Below are 25,718 nucleotides of genomic sequence, written 5' to 3' on the forward strand. Positions count from 1 at the left end.
CGGGAAACCAGGGACATGCAAGTGAGGATCTGCAGGAAAGTAGTGTTGGCGGCGGCCTGTGCCTTGGGCGGCCTGTCGTGGGCGGGCGGCGGGCAGACTCCCAACGTAGCGGCGGCGCCGGCAGAGACGGCCGGCAGTGAGCGCACGGTCAACGAATGGCTGATGCGTATGCACGAGGCGTCACGCAAGCGCGCCTATGCGGGGACATTCGTGGTGTCCTCTGGCACGGGCAGCCTGTCCAGTGCACGCATCTGGCATGTGTGCGATGGCGAGCAGCAAATGGAACGCGTGGAATCCTTGACCGGGCCTCCGCGCACCACCTTTCGCCGCAATGACCAGGTGTTGACGCTGTTACCCGAGAGCAAACTTGCTTACGCGGAAAAGCGCGAGTCCTTGGGACTATTTCCGCATCTGCTGCAAACCGGCGATTCTGCGATAGCGGAGTTTTACGGCGCCAAGCAGGATGGCAGCGAGCGTGTGGCCGGTTTTGATGCCGATATGGTGTTGCTGAGTCCTAAAGACACGCTGCGCTATGGTTACCGGATCTGGAGCGAGAAGAAGACAGGCCTGGTCGTCAAGCTGCAGACACTGGACGCGGACGGCAAGGTGCTGGAGCAGGCTGCGTTCTCCGAGTTGCAGCTGGATGCACCAGTAAAGATGGAAAAGCTGGGCCAGATGATGGCCAATACAGCAGGCTACCGTGTGGAGACCAGTTCCATGCTCAAAACCACAGCCTTGTCAGAGGGTTGGGTCTTGAAAAATACGGTGCCGGGCTTTAAATCCATGAGCTGCTTCCGCCGCTCCGTGGCGGGCGCACCGGCCAGTGCTGCTGAAAGTACTTTGCAATGGGTCTTTTCGGACGGATTGGCATCGGTGTCCCTGTTCGTGGAGCCATTTGATGCACAACGCCACGTCAAGGAGGGTGTGTTGGCCATGGGGGCCACCCAGTCTCTGACGCGTCGCATAGGCGCGTGGTGGTTGACCGTTGTGGGCGAGGTGCCTTTGCAAACCTTGAAGGCTTTTGCCCAAGGGCTGGAACGCAAGAAGTAGCAGTAGTGCCGGTCCTATCGGCTGGCCCTTTGAATTTTGAAAGAAAGCATGACGATGTTGCCGCTCAGTTTGAAAAAAGTACGTTTGCTTGCCCTGACGTGGACCGTGGCAGTGGCATCCACCGTTGCTCTGCTGCCCACCACCCCGGTGTTGGCCCAGACCCGTACCTTGCCCGATTTCACCGATCTGGTGGAGCAGGTTGGGCCCTCTGTAGTGAATATTCGTACCTTGGAAAAGGTGTCCTCCCGTGCCACGGCAAACAACAGTATGGACGAGGAGATGCAGGAGTTTTTCCGGCGCTTTGGTGTGCCGATTCCGAACACGCCACGTCAGACTCCGCGCCAGCAAAAGCCGCAGCAAGATCCGGATGAAGAAACGCCGCGCGGAGTGGGCTCCGGCTTCATTCTCAGTTCGGATGGTTTCATCATGACCAATGCCCATGTGGTTGAGGGCGCCGATGAGGTGATGGTTACTCTGACCGACAAACGGGAGTTCAAGGCCAAGATCATCGGTTATGACAAGCGCAGCGATGTGGCTTTGGTCAAGATCGATGCATCGGGCTTGCCTGCGGTGAAGGTCGGAGATGTGAACCGCCTCAAGGTTGGCGAATGGGTCATGGCGATCGGCTCGCCATTCGGTCTGGAAAACACCGTGACCGCCGGCATTGTCAGTGCCAAGCAACGCGATACCGGCGATTACCTGTCTTTCATCCAGACCGACGTGGCTATCAACCCTGGCAATTCGGGTGGGCCGTTGATCAATATGCGTGGTGAGGTGGTAGGTATCAACAGCCAGATCTACTCGCGCTCTGGCGGTTTTATGGGCATTTCGTTCGCAATACCGATCGATGAAGCGGCCCGCGTGGGCGATCAGCTGCGGGCTTCCGGGCGAGTCTCGCGTGGCCGTATCGGTGTGCAGATTGAACAGGTTTCCAAGGATGTCGCTGAGTCGGTTGGACTGGGTAAAGCGCAAGGTGCGTTTGTGCGGGGTGTGGAGGCGGGCGCTCCGGCGGAAAAGGCCGGCGTGGAGGCGGGCGACATCATTACCAAGTTCGACGGTAAGGCGATTGACAAGTCTTCTGACCTGCCGCGTCTGGTGGGTAATACCAAGCCCGGCACAAAGAGCAGCCTGACAGTATTTCGGCGGGGCGCGTACAAGGACTTGTCCGTGGTGATTGCTGAGATCGAAGACGATAAACCCGCTAAAAAACCCACCGCCAAGGAGGAAAAGCCCAAGGCATCTTCGGCTGGCCAATTGCTCGGCCTGGCCGTGAGTGAATTGAGTGACGCACAGAAGAAGGAGCTGAAGCTCAAAGGCGGCGTCAAAGTAGATAGCGCCACTGATGGTGCAGCCAGGGCCGGGGTGCGTGAGGGAGATGTGATTGTGGCAATCGCAAATGTCGAGGTTAATACGGTCAAGGACTTTGAGGCTGCAGTGACCAAAATGGACAAATCCAAGCCCGTAAATCTGTTGTTCCGGCGTGGTGAGTGGGCGCAGTACGCACTGATACGTCCTGGTAAATAAGCTTGTAAACCCCTAAAAGGCCCCCTTCCCAACTAGGGATTGGGGCTTTTTTTGTCGCTGAAAACCTGTAAATGGGCTGTCACAAAAAATTCTTGTGTGCCTTTCGGGTTCTTTGGATGTTTGTAATTACTAACTTCAAAAAGTGCTAACAACGATTTTGGATAGAATCAGCGACTCGCTCTATGGGTTTTGGACATATCAAAAATGGTGAAAACCACGATGCGGGACGAAGCCTTGTGGAACGCAGGCGATCCACAGATCGCCCACAAGTTGTCCAGAAAACTATCCACCGACCCTGTTGATAAGCTGTGAATAAGTTGTCTGTTGTGACCTTGCAACGCTTGCATGGTGCTGGTGTGTGGGCTGTGCTGATTCGCCTTTTTACCTACAATGAAGCTCCAGCTATCGCAGTTGCCAAAGATTGTTGGTTCAGGGCGCGTTCGTCATCGACGCGCCCTTTTTTCATTTCTGCGCCTTTTAATTCAATCACTTAAAGCTTCCCGTTGATGAACCACATCAGAAATTTTTCCATCATCGCGCATATTGACCACGGTAAATCAACGTTGGCAGACCGTCTGATTCAACGCTGCGGCGGACTGGCTGAACGCGAAATGGAGGCCCAGGTGCTCGATTCGATGGACATCGAAAAAGAGCGTGGGATAACTATCAAGGCACAGACGGCAGCGCTGCACTACAAGGCCAAGGATGGTCAGATTTACAACCTGAATCTGATCGACACGCCCGGCCATGTGGACTTCTCGTACGAAGTGAGTCGCTCGCTGTCTGCGTGTGAAGGCGCGTTGCTGGTGGTCGATGCCAGCCAGGGCGTGGAAGCACAAACCGTGGCCAATTGCTACACCGCGCTCGACCTCGGCGTGGAGGTCATGCCGGTGCTGAACAAGATCGATTTGCCGAATGCAGACCCCGACAATGCACGGGCTGAAATTGAAGACGTGATCGGTATCGATGCGACCGACGCCATCCCTTGCTCGGCGAAAACGGGTTTGGGTATTGATGAGATTCTGGAGGCTATCGTGGCCCGGGTGCCAGCACCCAAGGGCAACCCGGACGCACCCTTGCGCGCCATGATCATCGACAGCTGGTTCGATTCCTATGTGGGCGTGGTGATGCTGGTGCGCGTGGTTGATGGCCGTTTGGGCAAGGGCGAGCGCATCCGCATGATGGCTTCGGGCGCGGTCTATAACGCCGATAACCTGGGCGTGTTCACGCCGGCCACCGAAGTGCGTCAGTCCCTTGAGGCGGGCGAGGTGGGATTCATCATTGCCGGCATCAAGGAGCTGCAAGCTGCGAAGGTGGGCGACACGGTAACCTTGGAGAAGAAGCTGCCGAACAACGCCGGCCCAGCGGCCGAGGCCTTGCCGGGTTTCAAGGAAATCCAGCCCCAGGTGTTTGCCGGTCTGTATCCGACCGAGGCCAGTGAGTACGACTCACTGCGCGACGCGCTGGAAAAGCTCAAGCTCAACGATGCATCACTGCACTACGAGCCCGAGGTGTCGCAGGCCTTGGGCTTTGGTTTCCGCTGCGGTTTCCTCGGCCTGCTGCACATGGAAATTGTGCAAGAGCGCCTGGAGCGCGAGTTCGACCAAGATCTGATCACTACCGCACCTAGCGTGGTGTACCAGGTGGCGCGTTCTGACGGCACCGTCACCATGGTGGAGAACCCATCTAAGATGCCCGACTCCAGCCGCATGGAGGAAATCCGCGAACCCATCGTGACCGTGCACCTGTACATGCCGCAAGAGTACGTGGGTGTGGTGATGACGCTGGCGAACCAGAAGCGCGGCGTGCAAATGAACATGGCCTACAAGGGCCGCCAGGTCGTGTTAACTTATGAGATGCCGCTGGCCGAGATCGTGCTCGATTTCTTTGACAAGCTCAAATCAGTGAGCCGCGGCTACGCCTCTATGGACTACGAGTTCAAGGAGTACCGCGCTGCGGATGTGGTGAAGGTGGACATTTTGCTGAACAGCGAAAAGGTCGATGCCTTGTCGATCATCGTGCACCGCAGCCAGTCGCAGTACCGTGGCCGCGCGGTGGTGGCCAAAATGCGCGAGATCATTTCCCGCCAGCAGTTCGACGTGGCGATCCAGGCTGCTATTGGTTCCGGCATTATTGCGCGTGAGACAATCAAAGCGCTGCGCAAGAACGTGATCGCCAAGTGTTACGGCGGCGATATTTCGCGCAAGAAGAAACTCCTCGAAAAACAAAAGGCCGGTAAAAAACGTATGAAGCAAATCGGCTCGGTAGAAGTCCCGCAAGAGGCTTTTCTGGCAATTCTGCAGGTGGAAGATTGATGCAAGCTCTGACTTCGGTAATTTTGGCGGCCTTTGTGGGCTACTGCGGCGCCTGGTATATGGGCGTGGTGGAAGGCAACTTTGCGTTGCTCTTGTTTTTGGCGACCTTGGTCACCGGTTTGTACTGGTTGGCCGAACGGTTTTATTTTCTACCGCAACGCAAGTTGGCCGTGGTGCGCCTGGAAGAGGCTTCCACCCAGCGATTGGCTGAATTGAACAAGATGGGCATCACCCAGGTAGACCAGGTGGTGCCTGATGCCAAGGCCCGTCTGTTGATGCAACCCTGGTGGCTGGACTGGACCGCCGGCTTGTTCCCGGTGATCATTGCTGTCTTTTTGCTGCGTTCCTTCTTGTTCGAACCCTTCAAGATCCCGTCTGGCTCCATGATTCCGACGCTGTTGGTGGGCGACCTGATTCTGGTGAACAAATTCCACTACGGCATTCGCTTGCCGGTACTGAACACCAAGATCACAGCCGGCACGCCACCCCAGCGTGGCGATGTCATGGTGTTCCGTTACCCACCCAAGCCCAGCATGGATTACATCAAGCGTGTGGTGGGCGTGCCCGGTGATGAGGTGGCCTATATCAATAAGCGCCTGACTATCAACGGCAAGGAAATTGCGACCAAACCCACCGCAGACTTCTTTGACGAAGACCAGATGCGCTACTTCAAGCAATTCGAAGAAAACCTGGGTGATCGGCCCCACCGTTTGCTGAATGACGACAGCCGACCTGCTTTTGTACAGGGTACGGATGATTTCCCCTTCAAGGAAAACTGCAAATACAGTGTCGAAGGCGTGGTGTGCAAAGTCCCCGAAGGCCAGTATTTCATGATGGGCGACAACCGCGACAACTCGGCAGATTCCCGCTATTGGGGCTTTGTGCCGGACAAGAATATCGTCGGCAAGGCCTTCTTCGTATGGATGAATTTCAGTAGTCCCAAGCGCATTGGCTCGTTCCACTAACCGTAATCGATGCAAAGTTACCGTATGAACACATCTGCATTCAAATCCAAGCAACGTGGCCTGTCCTTCATCGGGCTAGTTCTCATGATGGCACTGGTGATTTCGGTATTCATCGTAGGCGCCAAGGTGGTGCCGACCGTGATCGAATACCAGACCATCCTGAAGGCCCTGAACAAGGCCAAAGAGGGCAATACCGTGTCGGAAGTGCGCGTTATTTTTGACAAGGCCGCCAGCATTGATTTGATCTCCTCGGTTACGGCCAAGGACTTGGAAATCAGCAAAAACGGCGACAAGGTTGTCGTCTCGGTGGCCTACAACAAAGAGATCGAACTCTTTGGTCCGGCATATCTATTGATCAAGTACTCTGGCTCCAGCAAATAGCGTGAACGATGGTCTTCTTGCGTTGCAGCAACGTCTGCAACATGTGTTTTCTGATGAAAAACTGCTGGTCCGTGCCACCACGCACCGCAGCTTTTCGGCAGACCACAACGAACGCCTGGAATTCCTGGGCGACTCGGTATTGAATCTGGCCGTTGCCGGCCTGCTCTACACCCGTTTGAGTTCCTTGCCCGAAGGCGATTTGTCCCGCGTGCGCGCCAATATGGTCAAGCAGGACACGCTGTACCAGCTGGCGGTGGTGCTGGACCTGCCAGGCGTGCTGCGCCTGGGCGAGGGCGAGGCCCGCTCGGGTGGGCAAAAACGCCCGTCCATTCTGGCCGATGCGCTGGAAGCGGTGATTGGCGCGGTGTTCCTCGATGCCGGCTACGGCGCTGCCGAGGCCTTGGTGCACCGCCTGTTCAAGACGGTGGAAATCAACCCGCAGATGCAGGCGATCGGCAAGGACCCCAAGACCGAGTTGCAGGAGTGGCTGCAAGGCCGCAAAATGAAGTTACCCGCTTACCGCGTGGTCAGCACCTTGGGGGCGGCCCACCGGCAGACCTTTGATGTGGAATGTGAAATTGTTGAGCTTGGCCTGGCCGAGCGCGGCATCGGCGGCTCGCGCCGTGCTGGCGAACAGGCGGCGGCCGCTGCCATGCTGGTCAAACTTGAATCCAAAGCCGTCGCCGTGAAAGCCTCCAAATGACAGCAAGCTCTACCCCCCCCAATACCCCAGATTCCTCCACCGAGCCCACAAATGCACCAGACGATGCCATGGCGTCCCTGGAAGGCATGCTGGCCGATTTGAAAAAAGCGTCTCCTGATGCGCCTGTAACCGGCCAGCGCTGCGGCTTGGTGGCAATCGTCGGCAAGCCCAATGTGGGCAAGTCCACTTTGCTCAACGCGGTGGTGGGCCAGAAGATCAGCATCACCTCGCGCAAGGCCCAGACCACGCGGCACCGCATTACCGGTATCCGTACCCGCGACAACACGCAGTTCGTGTTTGTCGATACGCCCGGTTTCCAGACGCTGCACAACAACGCGCTGAACCGCTCTTTGAACAAGACGGTGCAGGGCGCGGTGAGCGACGTGGACCTGGTGCTGTTCGTGGTCGAAGCCGGCAGCTTTACCCTGGCCGATGCCAAGGTGCTGTCCCTGCTCAAGCCGAATATTCCGGTGCTGCTGATTGCCAACAAGCTGGACAACGTACACCGCCGAGCCGAGATCGCGCCCTGGCTGCAGAGTATGCAGGAGCGCCATCCGTTTGCCGAGTTCGTGCCCATGTCGGCCAAGAACGCCAAGGATATCGAGCGCCTGTTCGGCATCTGCGCCAAATACCTGCCCGAGCAGGCCTGGTGGTATGACGAAGACGAGTTGACCGACCGCAGCGAGAAATTCCAGGCCGCTGAAACCGTGCGCGAGAAGCTGTTCCGCTTGACCGGCGACGAGTTGCCCTATACCTCCACCGTCATCATCGACAAGTTCGAGGAAGAGCCGCCTGCGCGCAAGGGCCAGAAGCGCCTGCTGAAGATAGCCGCCACCATCGTGGTCGAACGCGATGGCCACAAGGCCATGGTGATCGGCGACAAGGGCGAGCGCATCAAGCGCATCGGCATGGAAACCCGTGTCGAACTCGAAAAATTGATGGATGCCAAGGTGTTCATCGAGGTCTGGGTGAAAGTGCGCTCCGGCTGGGCCGACGACGAGGCAAGAGTCCGCTCCTTTGGCTACGAGTGATTCGTGGCTCCAAAACGGTTCCATGACGAGCCTGCATATGTTTTGCACCGCTACGACTGGAGCGAGTCCAGCCTGATCCTGGAGGTCTTCACCCGCCACCACGGCCGCATGGCGATTGTGGCCAAGGGGGTGAAGAAGCCGACTTCCAACTTCCGTCCCATCCTGCTGCCGTTGCAGCCTTTGCGCCTGTCGTTTGGCGGTGATGCGGAAATCCGCAACCTCAAGGCGGCCGAATGGGTGGGCGGCCACGTGATGCCGACCGGCGATGCGCTGCTGTCCGGCTACTACCTGAACGAGTTACTGATGCGCCTGCTGGCGCGCGACGACCCGCACACGGCTTTATTCGACGCCTACGGCGTTGCGGTGCAGGTGCTGGCCTCTGAACATGGCGAAGCGTTGCAACCGGCGCTGCGGGCGTTTGAGCTGCTGTTGCTGCGCGAGATTGGCCTGCTGCCCTTGCTGGACGTGCAGACCATGACCTTCGAGCCCCTGGAGCCCGAGGGCCGCTACAGTCTGGTCGCCGAAGGTGGCCTGCGCCAGAGCCAGGCGGACGACCGGGCCAGCCTGAGCGGCGCGCAGTGGCTGTCGCTGCAGCAATCGCTGCAGCCTGGCGCACCGTTCACAGCCACTTTGCGTGCCTGCGCCGAGGTATTGAACGGACTGAAGCCCCAGTTGCGCGCCGTGCTGCACTACCATTGCGGCATGGCAACGCTGCATACGCGGCAATTGATGATGGATCTGCAAGCCCTATGACTTCTCCCCACGCTGCGGTGCGAACCGCCCTCTCGGTCAACGTCAACAAGGTGGCGCTGGTGCGCAACACCCGGCATCTGGGCATCCCCAGCGTAGCCCGTGCCGCCACCCTGTGCCTGGAGGCCGGTGCCCAGGGCATTACCGTACACCCGCGGCCCGACGCGCGGCATATCCGCACCGAAGACGTGTACGAGCTGTCTGACCTGCTGACCGCTTGGCCCGACCGTGAGTTCAACATTGAAGGCAACCCGTTCCAGAACCTGATGGACTTTGTGCGCCGCTGCCGCCCCCACCAGTGCACTTTTGTGCCCGACGGCGAAGACCAGTTCACCAGCGACCATGGCTGGAATCTGGCCCAGGACGGCGACCGCTTGCGGCCACTGATCGCCGAGGCGCAGAGCCTGGGCGTGCGGGTCAGCCTGTTCATGGACCCGGTGCCCGAGGCTATGGCCCTGGCCAAGGCCGTGGGGGCGGACCGCGTCGAGCTCTATACCGAGAGCTATGCCAGCGCCTACGGCAAGCCCCAGTTTCAAGAGGTTTTAAGCCAGTTCGCGCAGGCAACACAAGCGGCAACAGCTATCGATTTAGGAGTGAATGCCGGCCACGACCTGAGCCGCGACAACCTCACCGCTTTTCTGCGTGCCTGCCCGCAGGTGCAAGAAGTGTCCATAGGCCACGCGCTGGTGGCCGACGCGCTGGAGCTGGGCTATGCCGCCACGGTGCGTGACTACCTGCGCTGTATCGCCGATGCCGCCCGGCCATGATTTACGGCATAGGTACCGATATTTGCGACGTGCGCCGCATCCGCGCCAGCCTGGAGCGCCATGGTGACCGCTTTGCCGAGAAGGTGCTGAGCGATGCCGAGCTGGAGACCTGGCGTAAGCGCGGCGCGCGCTGGCCCGAGCGGGGCGTGCGCTACCTGGCCACACGCTTCAGCGCCAAGGAGGCGTTCAGCAAAGCCATAGGCATGGGCATGCGCATGCCCATGACCTGGCGCTCCTGCGAGATCGTTAACCTGCCCAGCGGCCAGCCCAGCATTGTTTTGCATGCGGCACTGAAAACCTGGTTTGAAGCGCAGGGGCTGAGCGCCCACGTCACCGTGACCGACGAAACCGACTACGCCGCCAGTTTTGTCGTCGTGGAGCGTTTGCCAGCGTGATTCTTGATTGCTATAGTATTCATAGCTTCTTGCGCAGGTATTGCCTGCGCTAGAAGCATTTATTTGATAAATCCTTCCTATGTCCCAACACGCCCCCCTGATCATTGACATTGCCGGCACCACGCTGACCCGCACCGACCGCCAGCGCCTCAAGCATCCGCTGACCGGCGGCATCATCCTGTTTGCGCGCAATTGGCAAGACCGGGCCCAGCTCACCGCCCTGTGCCGGGACATCAAAAAGGTCCGCAAAGACCTGCTGATCTGCGTGGACCATGAAGGCGGCCGGGTCCAGCGTTTCAAGACCGATGGCTTCACCCACCTGCCGCCCATGCGCGTGTTGGGAGAGATGTGGATGCGCGACGCGCTGCAGGCCACCAATGTCGCCACCGCCTGCGGCTATGTACTGGCCAGCGAGCTGCGCGCTTGCGGCGTGGATTTCAGCTTCACCCCGGTGCTGGATCTGGATTTCGGCGAAAGCAGCGTCATCGGCGACCGCGCCTTCCACAGCGATGCGCGGGTCGCCAGCCTGCTGGCCAAGAGCCTGATGCACGGCCTGCTGCAAGCCGGCATGGCGAACTGCGGCAAGCACTTCCCCGGCCATGGCTTCGTGAAGGCCGATTCGCATACCGAGATCCCGGTGGACAAGCGCAGCCTGAAAGCCATCCTGGCCGAAGACGCCTTGCCCTACGCCAGCCTGAACACCAGCTTGTCCAGCGTCATGCCGGCCCATGTGATCTACCCCAAGGTGGACAGCCGGCCCGCGGGCTTCTCCAGCAAGTGGCTGCAATATGTGTTGCGTGGCCAGCTGGACTTCCATGGCGCGATCTTCAGCGACGATTTGAGCATGGCCGGCGCGCGTCGCATCGACGGTAAGGACGTGAGCTATACCGCAGCCGCCGTGGCTGCGCTGGAGGCTGGTTGCGATATGGTGCTGCTGTGCAATCAAAGCCCGGTCGACAAGGGCCTGGCCGTGGATGCCCTGCTGCAAGGCCTGACCGAGGCCCAGCTCAAGGGTCAGTGGGAACCCAACGAAGCCAGCGAAGACCGCCGCCAAAGCCTGCTACCCACCACGCCAGCGCTGGACTGGGACAAGCTGATGACCCATCCGGCCTATATGCAGGCGCTCTGGCTGGTGCCTTGAGGTGCTATTTATTTGGTAGCTACTAGCGCAGCTAGTACATGCGCTAGGGGGCTATTGGATATTGGAATTTGCAGATGGGCAGCTAACGCAGGGAAAAGTGAAGCTCTAGTTTTGGAGTTGGGGTAAGACTGAATGCTGGAATTTTTCGACGGCTGCCACGATCGCCTGCACGATGGCATCTTGCTTGGCGTTGTCGGCCACATACTTTTCATCCCCCGCGTCCACGATCACACCCACCTCCAGCAGCACTGCGGGAACCGTGGTTTTTCGCAAAACCAGTAGCTCGTCAAATTTGTAAATGCCCAATTTGGCATCGAGCAGTTCGCGGTTTTCGCCTGCAATGGGTTCGGCGTGGTGCAGCGCGGGATGGCGACCCAGTGCGAGCAATTCCTGCCCCAGTAGTTTGGCAAACTGCTGACTTTGCGCAAACTTGGGATTGCGTTGGGAGACAAAGATCGAGTAACCGGCAATAGGCTGAACGGTTTGGTAGGCGGGGGTGCCGTTGACCTCAGTTTTGGCCAGGTATTTCAGCTGCGCCGAATCGTGGTGCAACGCTAAAAATAAATCTGCCTGTCGGGCGTTTGCCAGCTCGACACGTCCGTCCAGGCTGATTTCTTCTGAGGGTGTGCGTGTGAGCACCACCTGCACGCCCGTGGCTTCCAAGGCTTTGGCCAGTTTTGCACTCAGTGCATCGTTGTAGCTGACTTCGTAGATGCCCTTGACGCCCAAAGCACCGGGTTGCTTGGGCGTGTGGCCGGGGTCTAGCACGATGACGAATGGTTGGCCCGCGGTGCGCGGTGCGTCAGCCGCATTCGAAGCGGCGGCGCACGTAAAAAAAGCGCACAAACACAAAAGTGCCTGTGCGCTGCGCGTTTTCAAATAGCGCGGCAACATGTGCTTGCGCCTATCCGTTCAAGCTGCTTATTCCCAAGATTTTTTGGCGATGGCGGCGTCGTTGCAAGTGCCGGTTTTGCACTCGCGGGCACGGTCGCGCAGGTACTCGGCGCGCTCACGGTTGAGTTTGTAGTTGCAGCTCACGTCGATGGAGCCAGAGCGCTCGCAAGACGCATCCCGGTATTTAATCCAGTCGCGCTGTGTTTCGGTCAGCTGCTGCTTGACGTTATCTTTGAGCGGTTTGCGCAGCTCTGTGTACACAGAATTCAGCTCTTTGTCGGATTCTAAAAACAACTTGGCGACGCAATAAGTTTTGTCGTAGCTGGTCTTGAACTTGTCGCAGCTGTCAGTGTTATCTGCGTGGGCAAATTGCGCCGAAAAAAACAAACCTGCAGCCAACGAAGCCAAAGTCAAAAATTTCATAAATTCTCCGAATATGGGATTGGAAATTATGGGCGATTTGCACACTGTAGAAACCAGTCGCTATTGCCCATCCGCCGTATTTTCATGCGGTGGCTAGCACCCACATTTTTACTTCTTTTTTGATAGCTGCTAGCGCAGGTGCTATCTGCGCTGGCGCTCTATCGGATGATGAAAATTAAGCCTCGCGACGCAGCGCCGGGAACAGGATCACGTCACGGATGCTGGCGCTGTCTGTCAGCAGCATCATCAGGCGGTCAATGCCGATGCCGCAGCCGCCGGTGGGGGGCATGCCGTATTCCAGGGCGCGCACGAAGTCTGCGTCGTAGTACATGGCTTCGTCGTCGCCGCTGTCCTTGGCGGTGACCTGGGCGTTGAAGCGGGCGGCCTGGTCTTCGGCGTCGTTCAGCTCGCTGAAGCCATTGCCGAACTCGCGGCCGGTGATGTACAGCTCGAAGCGCTCGGTGACTTCCGGGCGGTCGTCGTTTGCGCGGGCCAGTGGCGAGATCTCGGTGGGGTGTTCCATGATGAAGGTCGGCTGCCAGAGCTTTTCTTCCACGGTTTCCTCGAAGTACAGCACCTGAAGGCTGGCCAGACTGCGGCCGGCGAGCTTGTTCTTGGCCTCGGTCAGGCCCAGCTTCTTCACTGCATTCGTCAGCCAGGTGGCGTCGAACACGTTGTCGCCGGCTTCGGTGTACTTCTGGATGGCTTCGACGATGGTCAGACGCTCAAACGGCTGGCTCAGATCGACAGGCTTGCCCGCGTACGTCAGCTGCAGTGAGCCGGTGGCGCGCTGGGCCGCATCGCGGATCAGCTTCTCGGTGTAGTCCATCAGGTCCTGGTAGTTCCAGTAGGCCGCGTAGAACTCCATCATGGTGAACTCGGGGTTGTGGCGCACCGAGATGCCTTCGTTGCGGTAGCTGCGGTTGATTTCGAACACGCGCTCGAAGCCGCCGACGATCAGGCGCTTGAGGTAGAGCTCGGGCGCGATGCGCAAAAACATTTCCTGGTCCAGCGCGTTGTGGTGGGTCTTGAACGGCTTGGCATTGGCGCCACCGGGAATGGGGTGCAGCATGGGTGTTTCGACTTCCAGGAAGTCATTGGCCACCATGAATTCGCGCAGTGCGCTGACGGCCTTGCTGCGCGCCATGAAGCGCTGGCGGGCTTCCACATCGGTCATCAGATCGACGTAGCGCTGGCGGTACTTGGTTTCCTGGTCGGCCATGCCGTGGAACTTGTCGGGCATGGGGCGCAGGCTCTTGGTCAGCAGGCGCACGCTGGTGGCGTGGATAGACAGTTCACCGGTCTTGGTCTTGAACACCGTGCCCTCGGCGGCGACGATGTCGCCCAGATCCCAATGCTTGAAGCTGGCGTACAGCTCAGCGCCCACGTCTTCGCCTTTGACGTAGATCTGGATACGGCCGCCGGTGCCGCCCAGCGACGCATCTTGCAGCGTGCAGAAGCTGGCCTTGCCCATCACGCGCTTGAGCATCATGCGGCCGGCAACCTTGGCGGTGGCACCCAGGGGCAGCAACTCTTCTGCGGTCTTGTCGCCGTAACTGGCAAACAGGTCGGCCGCGCGGTGGCTGGGCTTGTAGTCGTTGGGGAACGCCACGCCCTTGCCTTCGGCTTGCTGTTGGCGGATGGCTTTGAGCTTTTCGCGCCGCTCCAGGATCAGCTGGTTTTCGTCTTGGGCCGGAACGGGAGGCAGGGCGGAGGTGTTTTCAGACATGCTGTTATAGAAAGAGGAGGGCGAAGTTCGCCAAACCTTTGATTTTAAGTCCGGCTCGGCAGGTTCAGTGCGTGATGCCGTCGCGGCGCAAGACTTTGAGGAACGTCAGGACTAGTATCTTGCAGTCCAGCCCCAGCGAGTGGTGCTGCAGGTAATGTGTGTCCAGCGCCACCTTGGCAGGAATAGGCAGCTCGTCGCGCCCGTTAATCTGCGCCCAGCCGGTCAAGCCGGGCAGCAGCTCGTGCACGCCTTCCGCGGTGCGCAGCGCAATCAGGTCTTGCTGGTTGAACAGCGCGGGCCGCGGGCCGACAAAGCTCATGTCGCCACACAAAATGCTCCATAGCTGGGGTAACTCGTCCAGGCTGCTTTTGCGCAGAAAGCTGCCAATCGGCGTGAGGTGGGCGCTGGGGTTGCCCAGCAGGTGTGTGGCAACGGCCGGGGTATTGATTTTCATGCTGCGGAATTTGGGCATCTTGAAGATGTGGTTGCCTCGGCCCACGCGGTCCGACCAGTACAGCACCGGGCCGGGCGAGGTGAGTCGTATGGCAACCGCTACCAGCAGCATGGCGGGCGCGAGTATGGTCGTGGCAACCAAGGCCAGCAGCAGATCAAATAGCCGCTTCACGACCGGTACTCCTCCAACGCGCGACGCAATCCTTCGTCCAAGCTGACCGGCGGCACCCAGCCAAGCAGGGTCCGCGCCTTGCTGCTGTCTATTTGCAAGTTGCTGCATAAGCGCTGAACTGCAGCGCGCTGGCCCAACAGGGTGGCAGCTGCAGATAGCATCCATGGAGGGATGGCTAGCAAACGGGGAGGACGGCCGATAGCCAGAGCCATGCGCTGCACCAGTGCGGTGGTGGATACGTCCTCTCCATCGCTGACCATAAAGGTCTGGTTGGCTGCTGCGGGGTGGGTCAAACAGAGGGTGATCAAATCGGTCAAATTGTCCAAAGCAACGAGGCTGCGTTGGTTATGGATATCGCCCAGGGGTAAAAGTTTTCCCCTGGCTATGGCACGGGCCAGACTTGCGAAATTGGCTTTCACGCCAGGGCCGTAGATCAATGGTGGCCGCAGGATGGTGATCTCCATTCCGCTGGTCTGCCCCAGTTGCCGCAAAGCATTTTCGGCTTCGAATTTACTGATGGCATAGGGCTCGTGAGGCGAGGGAGGGCTGGTTTCGTTGAAGGGGTGCCCGGTGGGCGTAGTTTCACCGTTGACCTTGACCGAGCTGATGAAAATCAAACGCTTGACGCCGGCTTGGGCCGCCATTTGCGCCAAGTGCAAGGTCGTATGTACATTGCTGTCCCGAAATGCCTGCAAGGGGTTGGGGTCTTGTTCCTGCATGACGTGCACTCGGGCCGCCAAGTGGACTACGGTATCTATGTCCGATAGCGCGGCCCGCCAGTCCGTATTGGCATGCATATTGCCCACCAAAATCGAGTTGACGGGGTCGCTTTCGCGTGCTGGTGTAGCCTGACGGAGCGAGGTGCGGAGATGGAAATCCGGGCGCGCTTGCAACTGGGTCAGCAGAGCGCGACCGACAAAGCCCGTGCTTCCTGTGATAAGGACTTTCACAGGCGTACATACTCCAATAGTTTGCGGGGATATTTGGACAGGATCTTGAACCAATTGGTGGAAATGCCATTGTCCCTGCAAGCGCGCAGCACCTCTTGGTTAAGTAGCAAAGTATTGCGCCATCCACGGGTGCTGACGCCGCCCATTTGCATGCGTACCAGAATTTCATTTTTGTGCTGGTATCGCACCTGTCCATTTTTGAACGCTCTGGCGATCCAGTCATAGTCTCCCGCAATCTTGAAATCCGTGCGAAAGGGCCCGACCCGCTCATAAATTTCTCTGCGTACGAAGAGCGCAGGGTGAGATGGCATCCAACCCCAGGCCAAACGGTCTGGCTTGAAGTGAGATGAGCTATACCGCCGCACTAGTTGTTCAGGCGCTTCTGCGCGAAAGAAGGCCACATCACCCATGAGTGCATCCAGATTTTCGTTCTGCATTTGCGCAGCGATACCTGCTAAAACATGGGTGTTCGCATAGCGGTCATCGGCATTGAGGAATGCAACCACATCCCCGGTTACCCTTTCCAAGCCCTTGTTCATAGCGTCGTATATGCCGCTGTCCGGCTCCGATACCAGAGTGCTGACGTGCTGGCCATGCTTCCGTATCTGTTGCAGCGTGGCGTCTGCAGAACCACCGTCGATCACGATATGTTCGATGCTGGGATGCGTTTGGGTGGCAACGGAGGCTAGTGTTGCTGCAATGGTGTCGGCGCTGTTATAGCAAACGGTGATGATGCTCAGTTTCACGGATGTCAGATTGGTTGCGTTGGGTCCAGCTCGTGCATCACCATGGCACGTGCAACTTCGCGCATCGACATGCTAGCCTTCCAACCCAGGTGCTGGAAGGCCTTGGACGCATCGCCGCAGCTATGGCGAATTTCTGTGGGGCGGAACAATTTTCGGTCTTGAATGACGTGGTCTTGCCAGTCCAGGCCCACCTGCTCGAAAGCGGTTTGCACGAATTCCTGCAGTGAGCTGGATATGCCGGTTGCGATCACAAAGTCCTGGGGGCTGTTTTGCTGCAGCATCCGCCACATGGCGTCCACATATTCAGGGCTCCACCCCCAGTCGCGGCGTATGCCCAAATCACCTAAAACCAGTTTGTCGGTAGCGCCACGTGCAATTGCAGCCACTCCTTGCGTGATCTTCCGGGTCACAAAGCGCGGGGGCCGTAGCGCCGACTCATGGTTAAACAAGATGCCATTGCAGGCAAACAGGCCATACGCATCCCTGTAGTTGGTTACCAGCCAATGGGCTGTGGATTTGGCCACCGCGTAGGGGCTGCGGGGTTCAAATCGGGTTTGCTCGGTCGCAGGCATTTCGCCCACATCGCCGAAGCATTCGCTGGAGCCCGCCTGGTAAAACCGAATGGGCAGATTCGTAAACCGGATGACTTCCAGTAAATTGATGGTGGCCGTCGCAATACTTTCTAGCGCCTCTGCGGGTTGCTCAAAAGACAGTCCTACCGACGTTTGGCCCGCCAGGTTGTAGATTTCTGTGGGCTGGCTCCGCACGATAGCTTGCAATACGCTGCGAAAGTCATTGGTGGCCATGGAGATGGTGGTGACCTTGTCCCTTATGCCCAGGCGTTGCAGGTTGGAAAAAGTCGATAGTTGAGCATCGCGGGAGGTACCCCAGACCTCATAACCTTTGGAGAGCAGCAGACGGGCTAAATAAGCCCCGTCTTGGCCGCCTATGCCACATATCAGCGCTCGCATTGGATTCGCGTTCCCTTATGGATTGCAATAACCTCTTTAACATATTTTTCCTGAAGATGCATTATTTTGAAATCCTTATAATCTGATGGGGATGCAAATGCTGCGCTGCAGGTTTTTTGAGTGTGAGAGTTTTTAAGAAAGAATAAATTTCATTATATGGTTTGTTGGGTTGTGGTGTGTAGCCAATTGAAAAATATTTTTTGATTATCAAAGCAAGCCCAAGCCGCATCGTGAAAGGCCTGAGGGGGGAGCCAGTATTCATTGGGAACTGGCGTGAATACAAAAGTTTTCTTTTTGTAAAATTCGCCTAGGTGGGCTGCTAGGCTATCTGCACTCACAATCAAGTCTGTTTCTGATATTTCATTTGTTAGATATTTAAAATTTCGAGGAACTCTTTTTGTCTTGAGGGGTTGAGGGACGTCGATGGACTCGCCTTCTAGTAGTAAAATATTGGTTGAAATTCCTTGCTTTATCAGGTTGTGATATGCACTCTCAATGACGTTTGTTGGTATCGTTTTTTGTGATATGCGACTGGACGGTATTATTAATGCTTTTTTGATTATTTTATTTTCTTTTTGAGTGGGTGGGTGTTTGAAGCTTTGATTTAATTCCTTGAAGATATTTTCGTATCCGGTGTATATGTTGCTTGATTTGGGCAGATCAATGTGCGGTATTCGCCCTGCAATTATTTTTTCCCTCCATTGTATTTTATCAAATATTAAATTGTTATTTTTGCATTTCTCGGCTAGAAGTTTGCGTAACTCGATTATGCTTTTTATTGCGGCTAATTTTCCTTTTTTTTTTATATCAAACGCTGCAGGTGTATCTGTATAGGAGCTGTTGCCTATGTAGTCAATATTTTTGAGAGGGTAAGTGGATTGTGCTAGTGCGCGCAGATGTTCTCCGGCAATTATTTTTATTTCATTGTCGGGCAATAGTTTTTCGCGTGCATGTACGGCGATAATAAAATCTCCGTAAGATTTGAGGGAAATCAAGGTGTTTAGCATGACTAATATCGTAACTCTTACCTAATGCTGCTAAGCGCTTGAAATGCGGCTTTGTATGATAATGATGTATAGCCTCGTGCCAGCCCAACGGAAATGGTTTGAGCGTGGGTGAGAGATGCATCGTCGAAAGAAGATACCCGATGCAATGCATTGGCTAAATTTTCGGCGGTCAAATGATGGATAATCCACCCATTGATTCCAGTTCTTACTAAATCATCTGTGGCACCTACCCAGCGGGAAGTGATTAAAAGGCATCCACTGGCAGCTGCTTCACAAACTACAGTGCCCCAGTGATCTTCTCGACTAGGTAATACTAGGCAGCGTGCTTCCTGCATTTTTTGCGCTGTTACCGTAGCTTGAGAGAAGCCTTCGAAAATAATACCGTCACCTTTGCATTTTTGATGCAATGGCCCATTACCCAGAATTCTTAAATTCCAGGATCCCCCATTTTTTCGATAAATCTGATAGGCTTCAAGTAAAACATCTATGCCTTTTCGTGGTATTAGCTGTCCTACAAAAAGAAATTCTTTTTGCCTATGGGTAATGGTCGTTCCTGCAGAATAAATTCCTTCATATGCTCCATAGTATCCTGTGAAAATCTTATCCGCAGGCATGCCTAAAAAACGCATTAATTTATTGGCAGAATGCCCAGGAACGAACGCTGCGTCGAAGTGCTGTTTCAGCCATATGCGAAACCAAACTGCGCCTAGCAGTTGCCGCATATTGCCTTTAAAACAATTGTCTACTGCGACCACAATTTTAGCACCCCGTTTTTTCATCCATCGATCAAAACGAAGCCATCCTTTGTGCGCCCAGCCTGTGTGGATAATGAAATTGCGGTCGGCAAATTCATGTCGTCGCTCCCAAATGTCGTCTGGTTTTTCAAGCCATTGAATTGGATGACCAAGTAGTTCCTCTAGTCCTTCAAAAGGAACTGCCGCCCTGGTTCCCAATAAAACCAGTTGATCCCCAAAAGTATCGGCTACTTTTTTTGTAAGTAAACCGCAGGGTGGAAAGCCTTCCCAGAAAATAAGCGGACGAAGGTCAGATGGCATTGTCAAATTATCACAAATTGTCACTTTGGTTTATTTAAAATTTATTTTGCTTTAAAATGATAAATTACGTAATCGCATGGGCCAAAAGGCCAGTAATTGCATTTTTAAAATTCGGGGTGCAAAAAATACATTTGATGCTACGACTGCAACGAATTGAGCTAATACAGAAACTATCGCTGAACCCTGTGCGCCCATGCGAGGTATCAGGAAAATATTTCCAAAAATACTTATTATTACTCCTAATGTCGTTCTGTACAGGTTTAGCTTTCCTAATCCCTCGTTGATCAACCACAGACTTTGCCCAACTCCCAAGAAGATAAAGATGTTGGAATAAATGTGAATGGAAAGAATGGACGTCGATTCGGAGTAATTTTGCCCATATAGAAGTTGAATGATTTGCTTTGAAAAAAATGTCATAAAAATAACAATCGTTACGGACATTGTAGCAAATATGCGAAATATTAAAAAAATGGCTTGCATATATGCCTGTTGATTTTCAAGTTTTTTTCGAGCAACATATGGGGCCAGTGCGGTGGCTAATGTGACAGGGATTACGTTCCATAGTTGTGATAGCGTGAGTGCAGCTGAATATAAGCCAAGTTGAGCTTCGCCTAGCATTTCACGAATCATGATTTGGTCAATTCGCATGTATATAAGGGCAGCCAATCCACTTAGCATAAATGGCCAAGACTGGCTCAATAATTCTTTTCTGCGCTGTTTGCTGATCGACCAAGCTAGAGTAGTCGGGAATTGTCGATAGGTGTTTGTTAGAGCCACTGCTAAAAATGCAGCATCAAGCAAAGCTGCCAATGCATATGTCCATAACGGGGCGTTCAGCGCAACAAATGCAATACGCATCGAGTTTGCAAGCGTGTAGGAAATTAGCTTGGAGATAACTGTTTTATGGTTTTTACCTTGGCACTGAAACCATAGATCAATGGTGTCTGTACTTTGAAATACGAGACTAGCGCCAATGATGGTAATCAGCATGAGTGCTTGACCATCTCCGGGGCGGAGAATCCAGATCAGGGCGATAGCAACGAGCCAGCACAGCAAGCCGGCTAACAGTCGTAAACAAAAAGTCGTGCCCAGAATTTCCGCTGCTTCGCTGGGATTACGCGCCAAGTCCCTTACAACAATACCGTCTAAGCCCAAATTGGCTATTCCTTGGAATAGCGCAATGAATGTAATTGCGTAAGCCAATTCGCCAAAAGCATGCGGACCTAAATGACGGGCAACCCATGCTCCGACTGTTAGAGCGAGTACAAATCGGATAAGCTTATCTAAGAGTAACCAGAGCGAGTTGCTTGCAAACTTGGATGCGGCAGGACGTTCTTTTAGATATTTTTTCAGAAAAGTTGGAAGTCGATCAAACCACTCCACTGGAGGCTTCAAGTAAGACATTGGGGCTTATGGTTTACAGCTGATTTCTTCAGTACCGCCACAAGGTTAGATGAAAACGACACGTTCACCCCACCCATGAAAAGGTGTTTAATGGCTGTGCCGATAACCCAACGGAAAGGAAGGCCTATCAGGATGGATATGCGTCGTTTGAGGCTGGCACTTTGTAGTGCTTGCACAGGGGATCTCAGTGAAATCACTTCGAAGCCAGCAAGTTGAGCGATTTGGCGCAGCATCATTTGGCCGATAGCGGTTCTGTGGGTAATGTCTCCATTTTGCAATGGTAAGGAAAAAGGATTGTCACCGTTAGGGAATCTAAATAAGAATAAGGTGTGACTGGTCGATATATTTGCCAATATCGTCAAAAAAGAAACCAGTGAGTCTCGGTCTATATGTTCTAGAACATCAAAAGCAGTAATGAGGTCATATGTTTTTTGCGAATCACCGGTAGGCAGGTTATGTATGCTTTCTGCTGCAGCATAGCCATGGGCATTCGCTCGCGCAACTAGCCGTGAGTTGACTTCAATGCCGTCGCATTGCCAACCGCGGCTACGACACCATCCTAAAAAGGATCCATTGCCAAAACCAATATCTAGAACGCGCAATTGCTGCTGCGATATTAGTCCCAATTGCTGGAGCTCAACTGTGTAATAGTTGCTTTGCTCTTGCGTGAAGGATGCAAAATTTGACGCCTCCCACCCTTGTGCAATTTCGTAATTCTCGTAATTCATGGATGCTCACAGAGGGCGGCGTTAATTGAGGTTGAATGGACACTGTGCGTTGCGTGCATCAACATGTTTGAGCTACGTTATGCTCAAAAATATCAGTTGACACAGGTTGGTAGTCGTTGACCAAAGATTGAAGAAGCATCTTGATTTGATTTGCTTGGTTGTTTTGTGATGCGAGCTTCAATTCATGGAGTTGGGGCTCCAATGCCTGCCAAGGAATGAATTCCTCCTGAGCCTTCATGATGCGTAGATGTTCCGTCGGCCTTGGGTTGTTTCCAATCAACAGTTCCTCATAAAGCTTCTCTCCGGGGCGCATTCCAGTGATGGTGATTTCTATATCACCATCAGGGTGGTCTTTATCTCGGACTTTTAATCCCGAGAGCGCGACCATGCGATGAGCCAAGTCCAAAATTTTTACAGGCTCTCCCATTTCCAGTACAAATACATCGCCGCCGTGGGCCATGGCGCTGGCTTGAAGTACCAATTGTGCGGCTTCGGGGATGGTCATGAAGTAGCGGGTAACCTCGGCGTGTGTGACCGTCAGTGGGCCTCCGAGCGCAAGTTGCTGTCTAAACAGCGGTACTACGCTACCACTAGATCCCAGTACATTGCCAAATCGCACCATCGCAAAGATAGTTTTGTTGATGGCAGAGACCGGGGAATTCGTGCATTGGGTGAAATGAACGGTAGGACATGCTGCGATGGCCTGCAAAACAAGCTCCGCAATGCGTTTGGTTGCCCCCATGACATTGGTCGGGCGTACGGCCTTGTCGGTTGAAACTAGTACGAAATGGCCTACCTCCAGTTCAACGGCTACACGGGCCATATTCAGCGTTCCAAACACATTGTTTAAAACGCCTTCTGTGGGGTTGCTCTCTACCAGCGGCACATGTTTGTACGCAGCCGCATGGTAGATGGTTGATGGACGATACTGAGCGCATATGTCCAACATGCGAGGGTAGCTGGTTACGCTACCGAGCGTCGGAATGATGTCAATGGTCTGGCCCAGAGTGGCAGAAAGAGCCTGTAGTTCTGAATGTATGGAATAAAGCCCGAATTCATTGTGGTCTACCAACACCAAGCGCGTGGGGCGTTGTACCAAAATCTGTCTACATAGTTCGCTGCCAATGCTACCCCCAGCCCCCGTTACCAACACCGTTTTATTTGTCAAGTTGCGGGCCAGAAGCGCGGGGTTGGGCGGTATGGGCTCTCTGCCCAAAAGATCTTCAATATCCAATTCACGAATATCTTGCACGGTGACGCGGCCGCTTGCCAGATCCGACATACCAGGCAGTGTGCGCACGTGCACAGGCAACTTTTGTAATGTTTGAAGAATTGCGTTGCGGCGCTCGCGTGTGGTGCTAGGAAGCGCTAGCAAGATGTCGGTGACGTCTTTTTGTTCTACCAGCTTCGGTATCTGTTCAGGCCTGTAGACGTGCACCCCGTTGATGCTGCGTTCTGTTTTGCCAGGATCATCGTCTACAAATCCCAGCAGGGTATACGTGCGTGTGCTTGCAAGAGCTGCGGCTGTTTGAACCCCGGCTTCTCCGGCTCCATAAATCAAAAGGCGTGCATTGCCACGGGCATCTGCGGGGCCTAATCCAGATAACCAGAACCGCGCCATGGCGCGACTGGTGCCTACTAACAACAAAAATATCAATGGTTGCAAGATGCCGATGCTGCGTGGAATTACTTCCCAGTGCATCCATTGCATCCATTGCAATGTGGTGAACAAGAAGAGTGCATATATCACCACTGCCGTTGCTGTCGCAGTTAATGCCGCCATGCCGGTATAACGAAAGATGGCGCGGTATAGCCCGAATCGTACAAAAATGGGTACCGCAAGAATAGGCGCCACCAAGTAGACAGCCCATTGAGCGCCCATGGGCCTGTGCAGGCTATCCAGTCTGAGCGTGAAGGCGATCCACATCGCCAGCAGACTCAAGACAATGTCCAGCGAGACGACGACTAGGCGCTTGGTTGAGCGTGGCCAGTTCAGGATGGACGGATGGTTTAGGAAGCGTGCAGGCATCAATGTGGTGGGGTATCTGAAAAACGCGTTTGTGCCAATACGTCAGTGACCAGCTCCAGGCGAAGCAAAGGACTATCGAGGGACATCAGATTGTGCTTGTCCAAGATTGGCAAAGGTAGTAGTTCACACCAGCGGTTGGCTACCCAACCGCAATCGTCCAACTGGTATGTGCCAGGTTGTGGTAACCAGCCACTGCCGGCGTTTCGGGTGTGCAACGTCTGTATCAATTGGTCCAGGCTCTTGGCGCTGTGCTGCAGATCGGGTGGAATGGGACTGGCGGTATCTTCAGCTATCAAGGTCACATCGGCCATCCAGAGGCCAAGATGCGATTGGTGCTGTGAGTCTATGCGAAAGCGTTGGCCTCCCTTGCAATCCAGCATGAGCAGTCCTGGCTGCAGCATTTGCAGTTGGGTGATGTGCGCCAGTACACCTACTGGATGGAAACGTTCAGCCGGTGCGGTGGGAGTACGCACTTCCGCGCCTTGCGCCAGCGAAACAACGCCAAAAGGCGTCCCCGTGCGATAGCACTCTCCAACCATATGAAGATAGCGGACCTCGAAAATGCGCAGCGGTAGTACACCTCCGGGAAAGAGCACGGTCTGTAGAGGGAAGAGCGGAATGTTTAACAAGACAGGCTATGCCAGCGTATGGTGACAGGCGCTATCATCCCACGAGCTCATATAGGCCCATCGCATGCTGTACCAAATCATCTCGTTTCTGCTGGAGGTCATTACTGGACTTTTTGGAGGAGCTTGCCTGTTGCGTTTGTATATGCAATACCAGCGCATCCCTTTTCGTAATCCTGTGGGCAGCATGGTTTTTTCTTTGTCCGATTGGATTGTGCTGCCGTTGCGGCGTGTTATCCCTGCATTGGGTCGGTGGGATTTGGCCAGTCTGGTCGCAGCGTTTTTGTTGAAGTTGCTGCAATTCGCGCTGTTGTGGCTGGTGTCAGGCAGTTTCGCGGGTTGGGCGGTTTTACCCTTGCTCGCCTTATTTGGCTTGGTGTCACTGTCGATCTCGGGACTGACGGGATTGCTGTTGGTGTACACCGTCATGTCATGGATGCAGACCCGAACACCCTTGTCTGAAGTGATTGAGCGCTTGTGCGTGCCGCTGCTTGCGCCTATACGGCGTGTTCTTCCGACCATGGGGGGCCTGGATTTGTCTGCACTGGTGCTGTTGGTGCTGCTGCAGGTGGCATCGATTGTCGTGGGCTACGCTTTGCCCGTGGTACTGGCCTATTTCTAGGCCAGTCTTGGATCAGACCACGGCGTCTGCAGGCTGCTTGAGCAGCATCGCCAAGGTGTGGGCGACGGTCTTGCGTAGGTCTTTGCGGTTGCAGATCAGGTCAATAGCACCTTTTTGTTGCAGAAATTCAGCCCGTTGAAAGCCCTCTGGCAGGGTCACTCGCACCGTGGATTCAATCACGCGGGGGCCGGCAAAACCGATCAAAGCCTTCGGTTCTGCTATCACCACGTCACCAACAAAGGCAAATCCGGCGCTGACACCGCCCATGGTCGGGTCGGTCAGCACACTGATATACGGCAGTCCTTTTTTGGCTAGACGTGTTAATGCTGCATTGGTCTTTGCCATTTGCATCAGGCTGAGCAGGCCTTCTTGCATGCGCGCACCGCCGGTTGCGGTGAAGCAAATGAATGGTACTTTTTGTTCAATGGCCGCGTGTACGGCACGCACAAAGCGCTCACCTACAACGCTGCCCATACTGCCGCCCATGAACTCGAATTCAAAACAAGCGACGACGGCGTTGATGCCGTGGATGGAGCCACCCATGACCACCAGTGCATCGGTTTCGCCGGTGTTTTCCATGGCCTCTTTGATGCGTTCCGTGTATTTGCGGCTGTCCTTGAACTTGAGTGGGTCGACGGGAACAACTTCTTGACCCAGTTCATAGCGGCCTTCGGCATCCAGAAATACGTTGAGCCGGGCGCGGGCGCCGATACGGTGGTGGTGACCGCAGCTGGGACAAACGTTTTGGTTCTGTTCCAGATCATTCTTGTACAGCACCGTTTCGCAGCTCGGGCATTTGATCCACAGCCCTTCGGGCACGCTGCGGCGGTCGGCCGGGTCAGAGCGCTGGATTTTGGTGGGAAGAAGTTTTTCGAGCCAAGACATAG

26 protein-coding genes are annotated in these 25,718 nt (G+C 55.0%); 12 read left to right on the plus strand and 14 right to left on the minus strand.

All coding sequences use genetic code 11. The features are described from left to right. Positions 1-15: 15 nt before the first annotated feature. The 11 genes from AC07O2_RS09035 to nagZ all read left to right on the plus strand — a co-directional run bounded on the left by AC07O2_RS09035 (position 16) and on the right by nagZ (position 11,022). Positions 16-1,050 (plus strand): MucB/RseB C-terminal domain-containing protein, encoded by a 1,035-nt coding sequence (locus AC07O2_RS09035; RefSeq protein ID WP_495075394.1) that lies wholly within the window; start codon positions 16-18, stop codon positions 1,048-1,050. A 54-nt stretch (positions 1,051-1,104) separates the two neighbouring features. Further along, a complete protein-coding gene (locus AC07O2_RS09040; protein ID WP_495075395.1) occupies positions 1,105-2,574 on the plus strand; it encodes a DegQ family serine endoprotease in 1,470 nt (489 codons plus the stop codon). A 506-nt stretch (positions 2,575-3,080) separates the two neighbouring features. Further along, a complete protein-coding gene (lepA, locus tag AC07O2_RS09045) occupies positions 3,081-4,889 on the plus strand; it encodes a translation elongation factor 4 (RefSeq protein WP_495075396.1) in 1,809 nt (602 codons plus the stop codon). After that, on the plus strand, positions 4,889-5,854 hold the full coding sequence (gene lepB, locus AC07O2_RS09050; RefSeq protein WP_495075397.1) for a signal peptidase I: 966 nt from the start codon (positions 4,889-4,891) through the stop codon (positions 5,852-5,854). The genes lepA and lepB overlap by 1 nt, the downstream gene beginning before the upstream one ends. 24 nt (positions 5,855-5,878) lie before the next feature. Continuing rightward, positions 5,879-6,235, plus strand: coding sequence for a DUF4845 domain-containing protein (locus tag AC07O2_RS09055; protein WP_495075398.1), 357 nt, complete (start codon positions 5,879-5,881; stop codon positions 6,233-6,235). A gap of 1 nt (position 6,236) precedes the next feature. After that, positions 6,237-6,938 (plus strand): ribonuclease III, encoded by a 702-nt coding sequence (gene rnc / locus AC07O2_RS09060; protein ID WP_495075399.1) that lies wholly within the window; start codon positions 6,237-6,239, stop codon positions 6,936-6,938. 86 nt (positions 6,939-7,024) lie between these two features. Then, positions 7,025-7,969 (plus strand): GTPase Era, encoded by a 945-nt coding sequence (gene era / locus AC07O2_RS09065; protein ID WP_495075490.1) that lies wholly within the window; start codon positions 7,025-7,027, stop codon positions 7,967-7,969. 3 nt (positions 7,970-7,972) lie between these two features. Beyond that, positions 7,973-8,722, plus strand: a complete 750-nt coding sequence (gene recO, locus AC07O2_RS09070; RefSeq protein WP_495075400.1) for a DNA repair protein RecO — start codon at positions 7,973-7,975, stop codon at positions 8,720-8,722. After that, a complete protein-coding gene (locus AC07O2_RS09075) occupies positions 8,719-9,486 on the plus strand; it encodes a pyridoxine 5'-phosphate synthase (RefSeq protein ID WP_495075401.1) in 768 nt (255 codons plus the stop codon). Before recO ends, AC07O2_RS09075 begins: the two co-directional genes overlap by 4 nt. Next, on the plus strand, positions 9,483-9,881 hold the full coding sequence (gene acpS / locus AC07O2_RS09080) for a holo-ACP synthase (protein WP_495075402.1): 399 nt from the start codon (positions 9,483-9,485) through the stop codon (positions 9,879-9,881). The genes AC07O2_RS09075 and acpS overlap by 4 nt, the downstream gene beginning before the upstream one ends. 79 nt (positions 9,882-9,960) lie before the next feature. Next, a complete protein-coding gene (gene nagZ, locus AC07O2_RS09085) occupies positions 9,961-11,022 on the plus strand; it encodes a beta-N-acetylhexosaminidase (RefSeq protein WP_495075403.1) in 1,062 nt (353 codons plus the stop codon). A 105-nt stretch (positions 11,023-11,127) separates the two neighbouring features. Here the strand turns inward: nagZ and AC07O2_RS09090 are convergent, their stop codons facing one another. The 13 genes from AC07O2_RS09090 to AC07O2_RS09150 form a co-directional block, all read right to left on the minus strand. Next, entirely contained in the window at positions 11,128-11,790 is a 663-nt protein-coding gene (locus tag AC07O2_RS09090) for an N-acetylmuramoyl-L-alanine amidase family protein (protein WP_495075404.1), read from the minus strand. Positions 11,791-11,943: 153 nt separating this feature from the next. Continuing rightward, positions 11,944-12,339, minus strand: coding sequence for a lysozyme inhibitor LprI family protein (locus AC07O2_RS09095; RefSeq protein ID WP_495075405.1), 396 nt, complete (start codon positions 12,337-12,339; stop codon positions 11,944-11,946). A 175-nt stretch (positions 12,340-12,514) separates the two neighbouring features. Next, entirely contained in the window at positions 12,515-14,068 is a 1,554-nt protein-coding gene (lysS, locus tag AC07O2_RS09100) for a lysine--tRNA ligase (protein WP_495075406.1), read from the minus strand. A gap of 64 nt (positions 14,069-14,132) precedes the next feature. Next, positions 14,133-14,693, minus strand: a complete 561-nt coding sequence (locus AC07O2_RS09105) for a sugar transferase (RefSeq protein WP_495075407.1) — start codon at positions 14,691-14,693, stop codon at positions 14,133-14,135. After that, positions 14,690-15,643: a UDP-glucose 4-epimerase family protein gene (locus tag AC07O2_RS09110; RefSeq protein ID WP_495075408.1), complete on the minus strand. Its 954-nt coding sequence runs from the start codon at positions 15,641-15,643 to the stop codon at positions 14,690-14,692. Before AC07O2_RS09110 ends, AC07O2_RS09105 begins: the two co-directional genes overlap by 4 nt. Further along, positions 15,640-16,389 carry a glycosyltransferase family 2 protein gene (locus AC07O2_RS09115; RefSeq protein ID WP_495075409.1) on the minus strand — a complete coding sequence of 250 codons (750 nt, stop codon included), beginning with the start codon at positions 16,387-16,389 and terminating at the stop codon, positions 15,640-15,642. Before AC07O2_RS09115 ends, AC07O2_RS09110 begins: the two co-directional genes overlap by 4 nt. A 5-nt stretch (positions 16,390-16,394) precedes the next feature. Continuing rightward, positions 16,395-17,360 (minus strand): GDP-mannose 4,6-dehydratase, encoded by a 966-nt coding sequence (locus AC07O2_RS09120; protein ID WP_495075410.1) that lies wholly within the window; start codon positions 17,358-17,360, stop codon positions 16,395-16,397. Positions 17,361-17,512: 152 nt separating this feature from the next. Continuing rightward, positions 17,513-18,367 (minus strand): hypothetical protein, encoded by an 855-nt coding sequence (locus AC07O2_RS09125; RefSeq protein ID WP_495075411.1) that lies wholly within the window; start codon positions 18,365-18,367, stop codon positions 17,513-17,515. 17 nt (positions 18,368-18,384) lie between these two features. After that, entirely contained in the window at positions 18,385-19,422 is a 1,038-nt protein-coding gene (locus tag AC07O2_RS09130; RefSeq protein WP_495075412.1) for a glycosyltransferase family 4 protein, read from the minus strand. 51 nt (positions 19,423-19,473) lie between these two features. Next, a complete protein-coding gene (locus AC07O2_RS09135) occupies positions 19,474-20,826 on the minus strand; it encodes a flippase (protein WP_495075413.1) in 1,353 nt (450 codons plus the stop codon). Then, complete coding sequence (locus tag AC07O2_RS09140; protein ID WP_495075414.1) at positions 20,814-21,554, minus strand: class I SAM-dependent methyltransferase; 741 nt, start codon at positions 21,552-21,554, stop codon at positions 20,814-20,816. The genes AC07O2_RS09135 and AC07O2_RS09140 overlap by 13 nt, the downstream gene beginning before the upstream one ends. 58 nt (positions 21,555-21,612) lie before the next feature. After that, positions 21,613-23,583, minus strand: coding sequence for a polysaccharide biosynthesis protein (locus AC07O2_RS09145; protein ID WP_495075415.1), 1,971 nt, complete (start codon positions 23,581-23,583; stop codon positions 21,613-21,615). Then, complete coding sequence (locus tag AC07O2_RS09150) at positions 23,583-24,212, minus strand: LON peptidase substrate-binding domain-containing protein (RefSeq protein WP_495075416.1); 630 nt, start codon at positions 24,210-24,212, stop codon at positions 23,583-23,585. The genes AC07O2_RS09145 and AC07O2_RS09150 overlap by 1 nt, the downstream gene beginning before the upstream one ends. A 64-nt stretch (positions 24,213-24,276) precedes the next feature. On the opposite strand from AC07O2_RS09150, the gene AC07O2_RS09155 reads away from it, so the two are divergent. Next, complete coding sequence (locus tag AC07O2_RS09155; RefSeq protein ID WP_495075417.1) at positions 24,277-24,831, plus strand: YggT family protein; 555 nt, start codon at positions 24,277-24,279, stop codon at positions 24,829-24,831. 12 nt (positions 24,832-24,843) lie between these two features. On the opposite strand, the gene accD is transcribed toward AC07O2_RS09155, so the two are convergent. Continuing rightward, positions 24,844-25,716 carry an acetyl-CoA carboxylase, carboxyltransferase subunit beta gene (gene accD / locus AC07O2_RS09160; RefSeq protein ID WP_495075418.1) on the minus strand — a complete coding sequence of 291 codons (873 nt, stop codon included), beginning with the start codon at positions 25,714-25,716 and terminating at the stop codon, positions 24,844-24,846. Between the last annotated feature and the right edge of the window lie 2 nt (positions 25,717-25,718).

Source organism: Rhodoferax sp. GW821-FHT10B06 (assembly GCF_059415605.1).

Coding starts and splice junctions, on each gene's coding strand:
- AC07O2_RS09095 (WP_495075405.1), bottom strand. CDS start 12,339: ATGAAATTTTTGACTTTGGCTTCGTTGGCTGCAGGTTTGTTTTTTTCG.
- AC07O2_RS09125 (WP_495075411.1), bottom strand. CDS start 18,367: ATGCTAAACACCTTGATTTCCCTCAAATCTTACGGAGATTTTATTATC.
- AC07O2_RS09140 (WP_495075414.1), bottom strand. CDS start 21,554: ATGAATTACGAGAATTACGAAATTGCACAAGGGTGGGAGGCGTCAAAT.
- era (WP_495075490.1), top strand. CDS start 7,025: ATGCTGGCCGATTTGAAAAAAGCGTCTCCTGATGCGCCTGTAACCGGC.
- AC07O2_RS09120 (WP_495075410.1), bottom strand. CDS start 17,360: ATGCGAGCGCTGATATGTGGCATAGGCGGCCAAGACGGGGCTTATTTA.
- AC07O2_RS09055 (WP_495075398.1), top strand. CDS start 5,879: ATGAACACATCTGCATTCAAATCCAAGCAACGTGGCCTGTCCTTCATC.
- accD (WP_495075418.1), bottom strand. CDS start 25,716: ATGTCTTGGCTCGAAAAACTTCTTCCCACCAAAATCCAGCGCTCTGAC.
- AC07O2_RS09075 (WP_495075401.1), top strand. CDS start 8,719: ATGACTTCTCCCCACGCTGCGGTGCGAACCGCCCTCTCGGTCAACGTC.
- acpS (WP_495075402.1), top strand. CDS start 9,483: ATGATTTACGGCATAGGTACCGATATTTGCGACGTGCGCCGCATCCGC.
- AC07O2_RS09040 (WP_495075395.1), top strand. CDS start 1,105: ATGTTGCCGCTCAGTTTGAAAAAAGTACGTTTGCTTGCCCTGACGTGG.
- nagZ (WP_495075403.1), top strand. CDS start 9,961: ATGTCCCAACACGCCCCCCTGATCATTGACATTGCCGGCACCACGCTG.
- AC07O2_RS09130 (WP_495075412.1), bottom strand. CDS start 19,422: ATGCCATCTGACCTTCGTCCGCTTATTTTCTGGGAAGGCTTTCCACCC.
- AC07O2_RS09035 (WP_495075394.1), top strand. CDS start 16: ATGCAAGTGAGGATCTGCAGGAAAGTAGTGTTGGCGGCGGCCTGTGCC.
- lepB (WP_495075397.1), top strand. CDS start 4,889: ATGCAAGCTCTGACTTCGGTAATTTTGGCGGCCTTTGTGGGCTACTGC.
- AC07O2_RS09135 (WP_495075413.1), bottom strand. CDS start 20,826: ATGTCTTACTTGAAGCCTCCAGTGGAGTGGTTTGATCGACTTCCAACT.
- AC07O2_RS09145 (WP_495075415.1), bottom strand. CDS start 23,583: ATGCCTGCACGCTTCCTAAACCATCCGTCCATCCTGAACTGGCCACGC.
- lepA (WP_495075396.1), top strand. CDS start 3,081: ATGAACCACATCAGAAATTTTTCCATCATCGCGCATATTGACCACGGT.
- AC07O2_RS09155 (WP_495075417.1), top strand. CDS start 24,277: ATGCTGTACCAAATCATCTCGTTTCTGCTGGAGGTCATTACTGGACTT.
- lysS (WP_495075406.1), bottom strand. CDS start 14,068: ATGTCTGAAAACACCTCCGCCCTGCCTCCCGTTCCGGCCCAAGACGAA.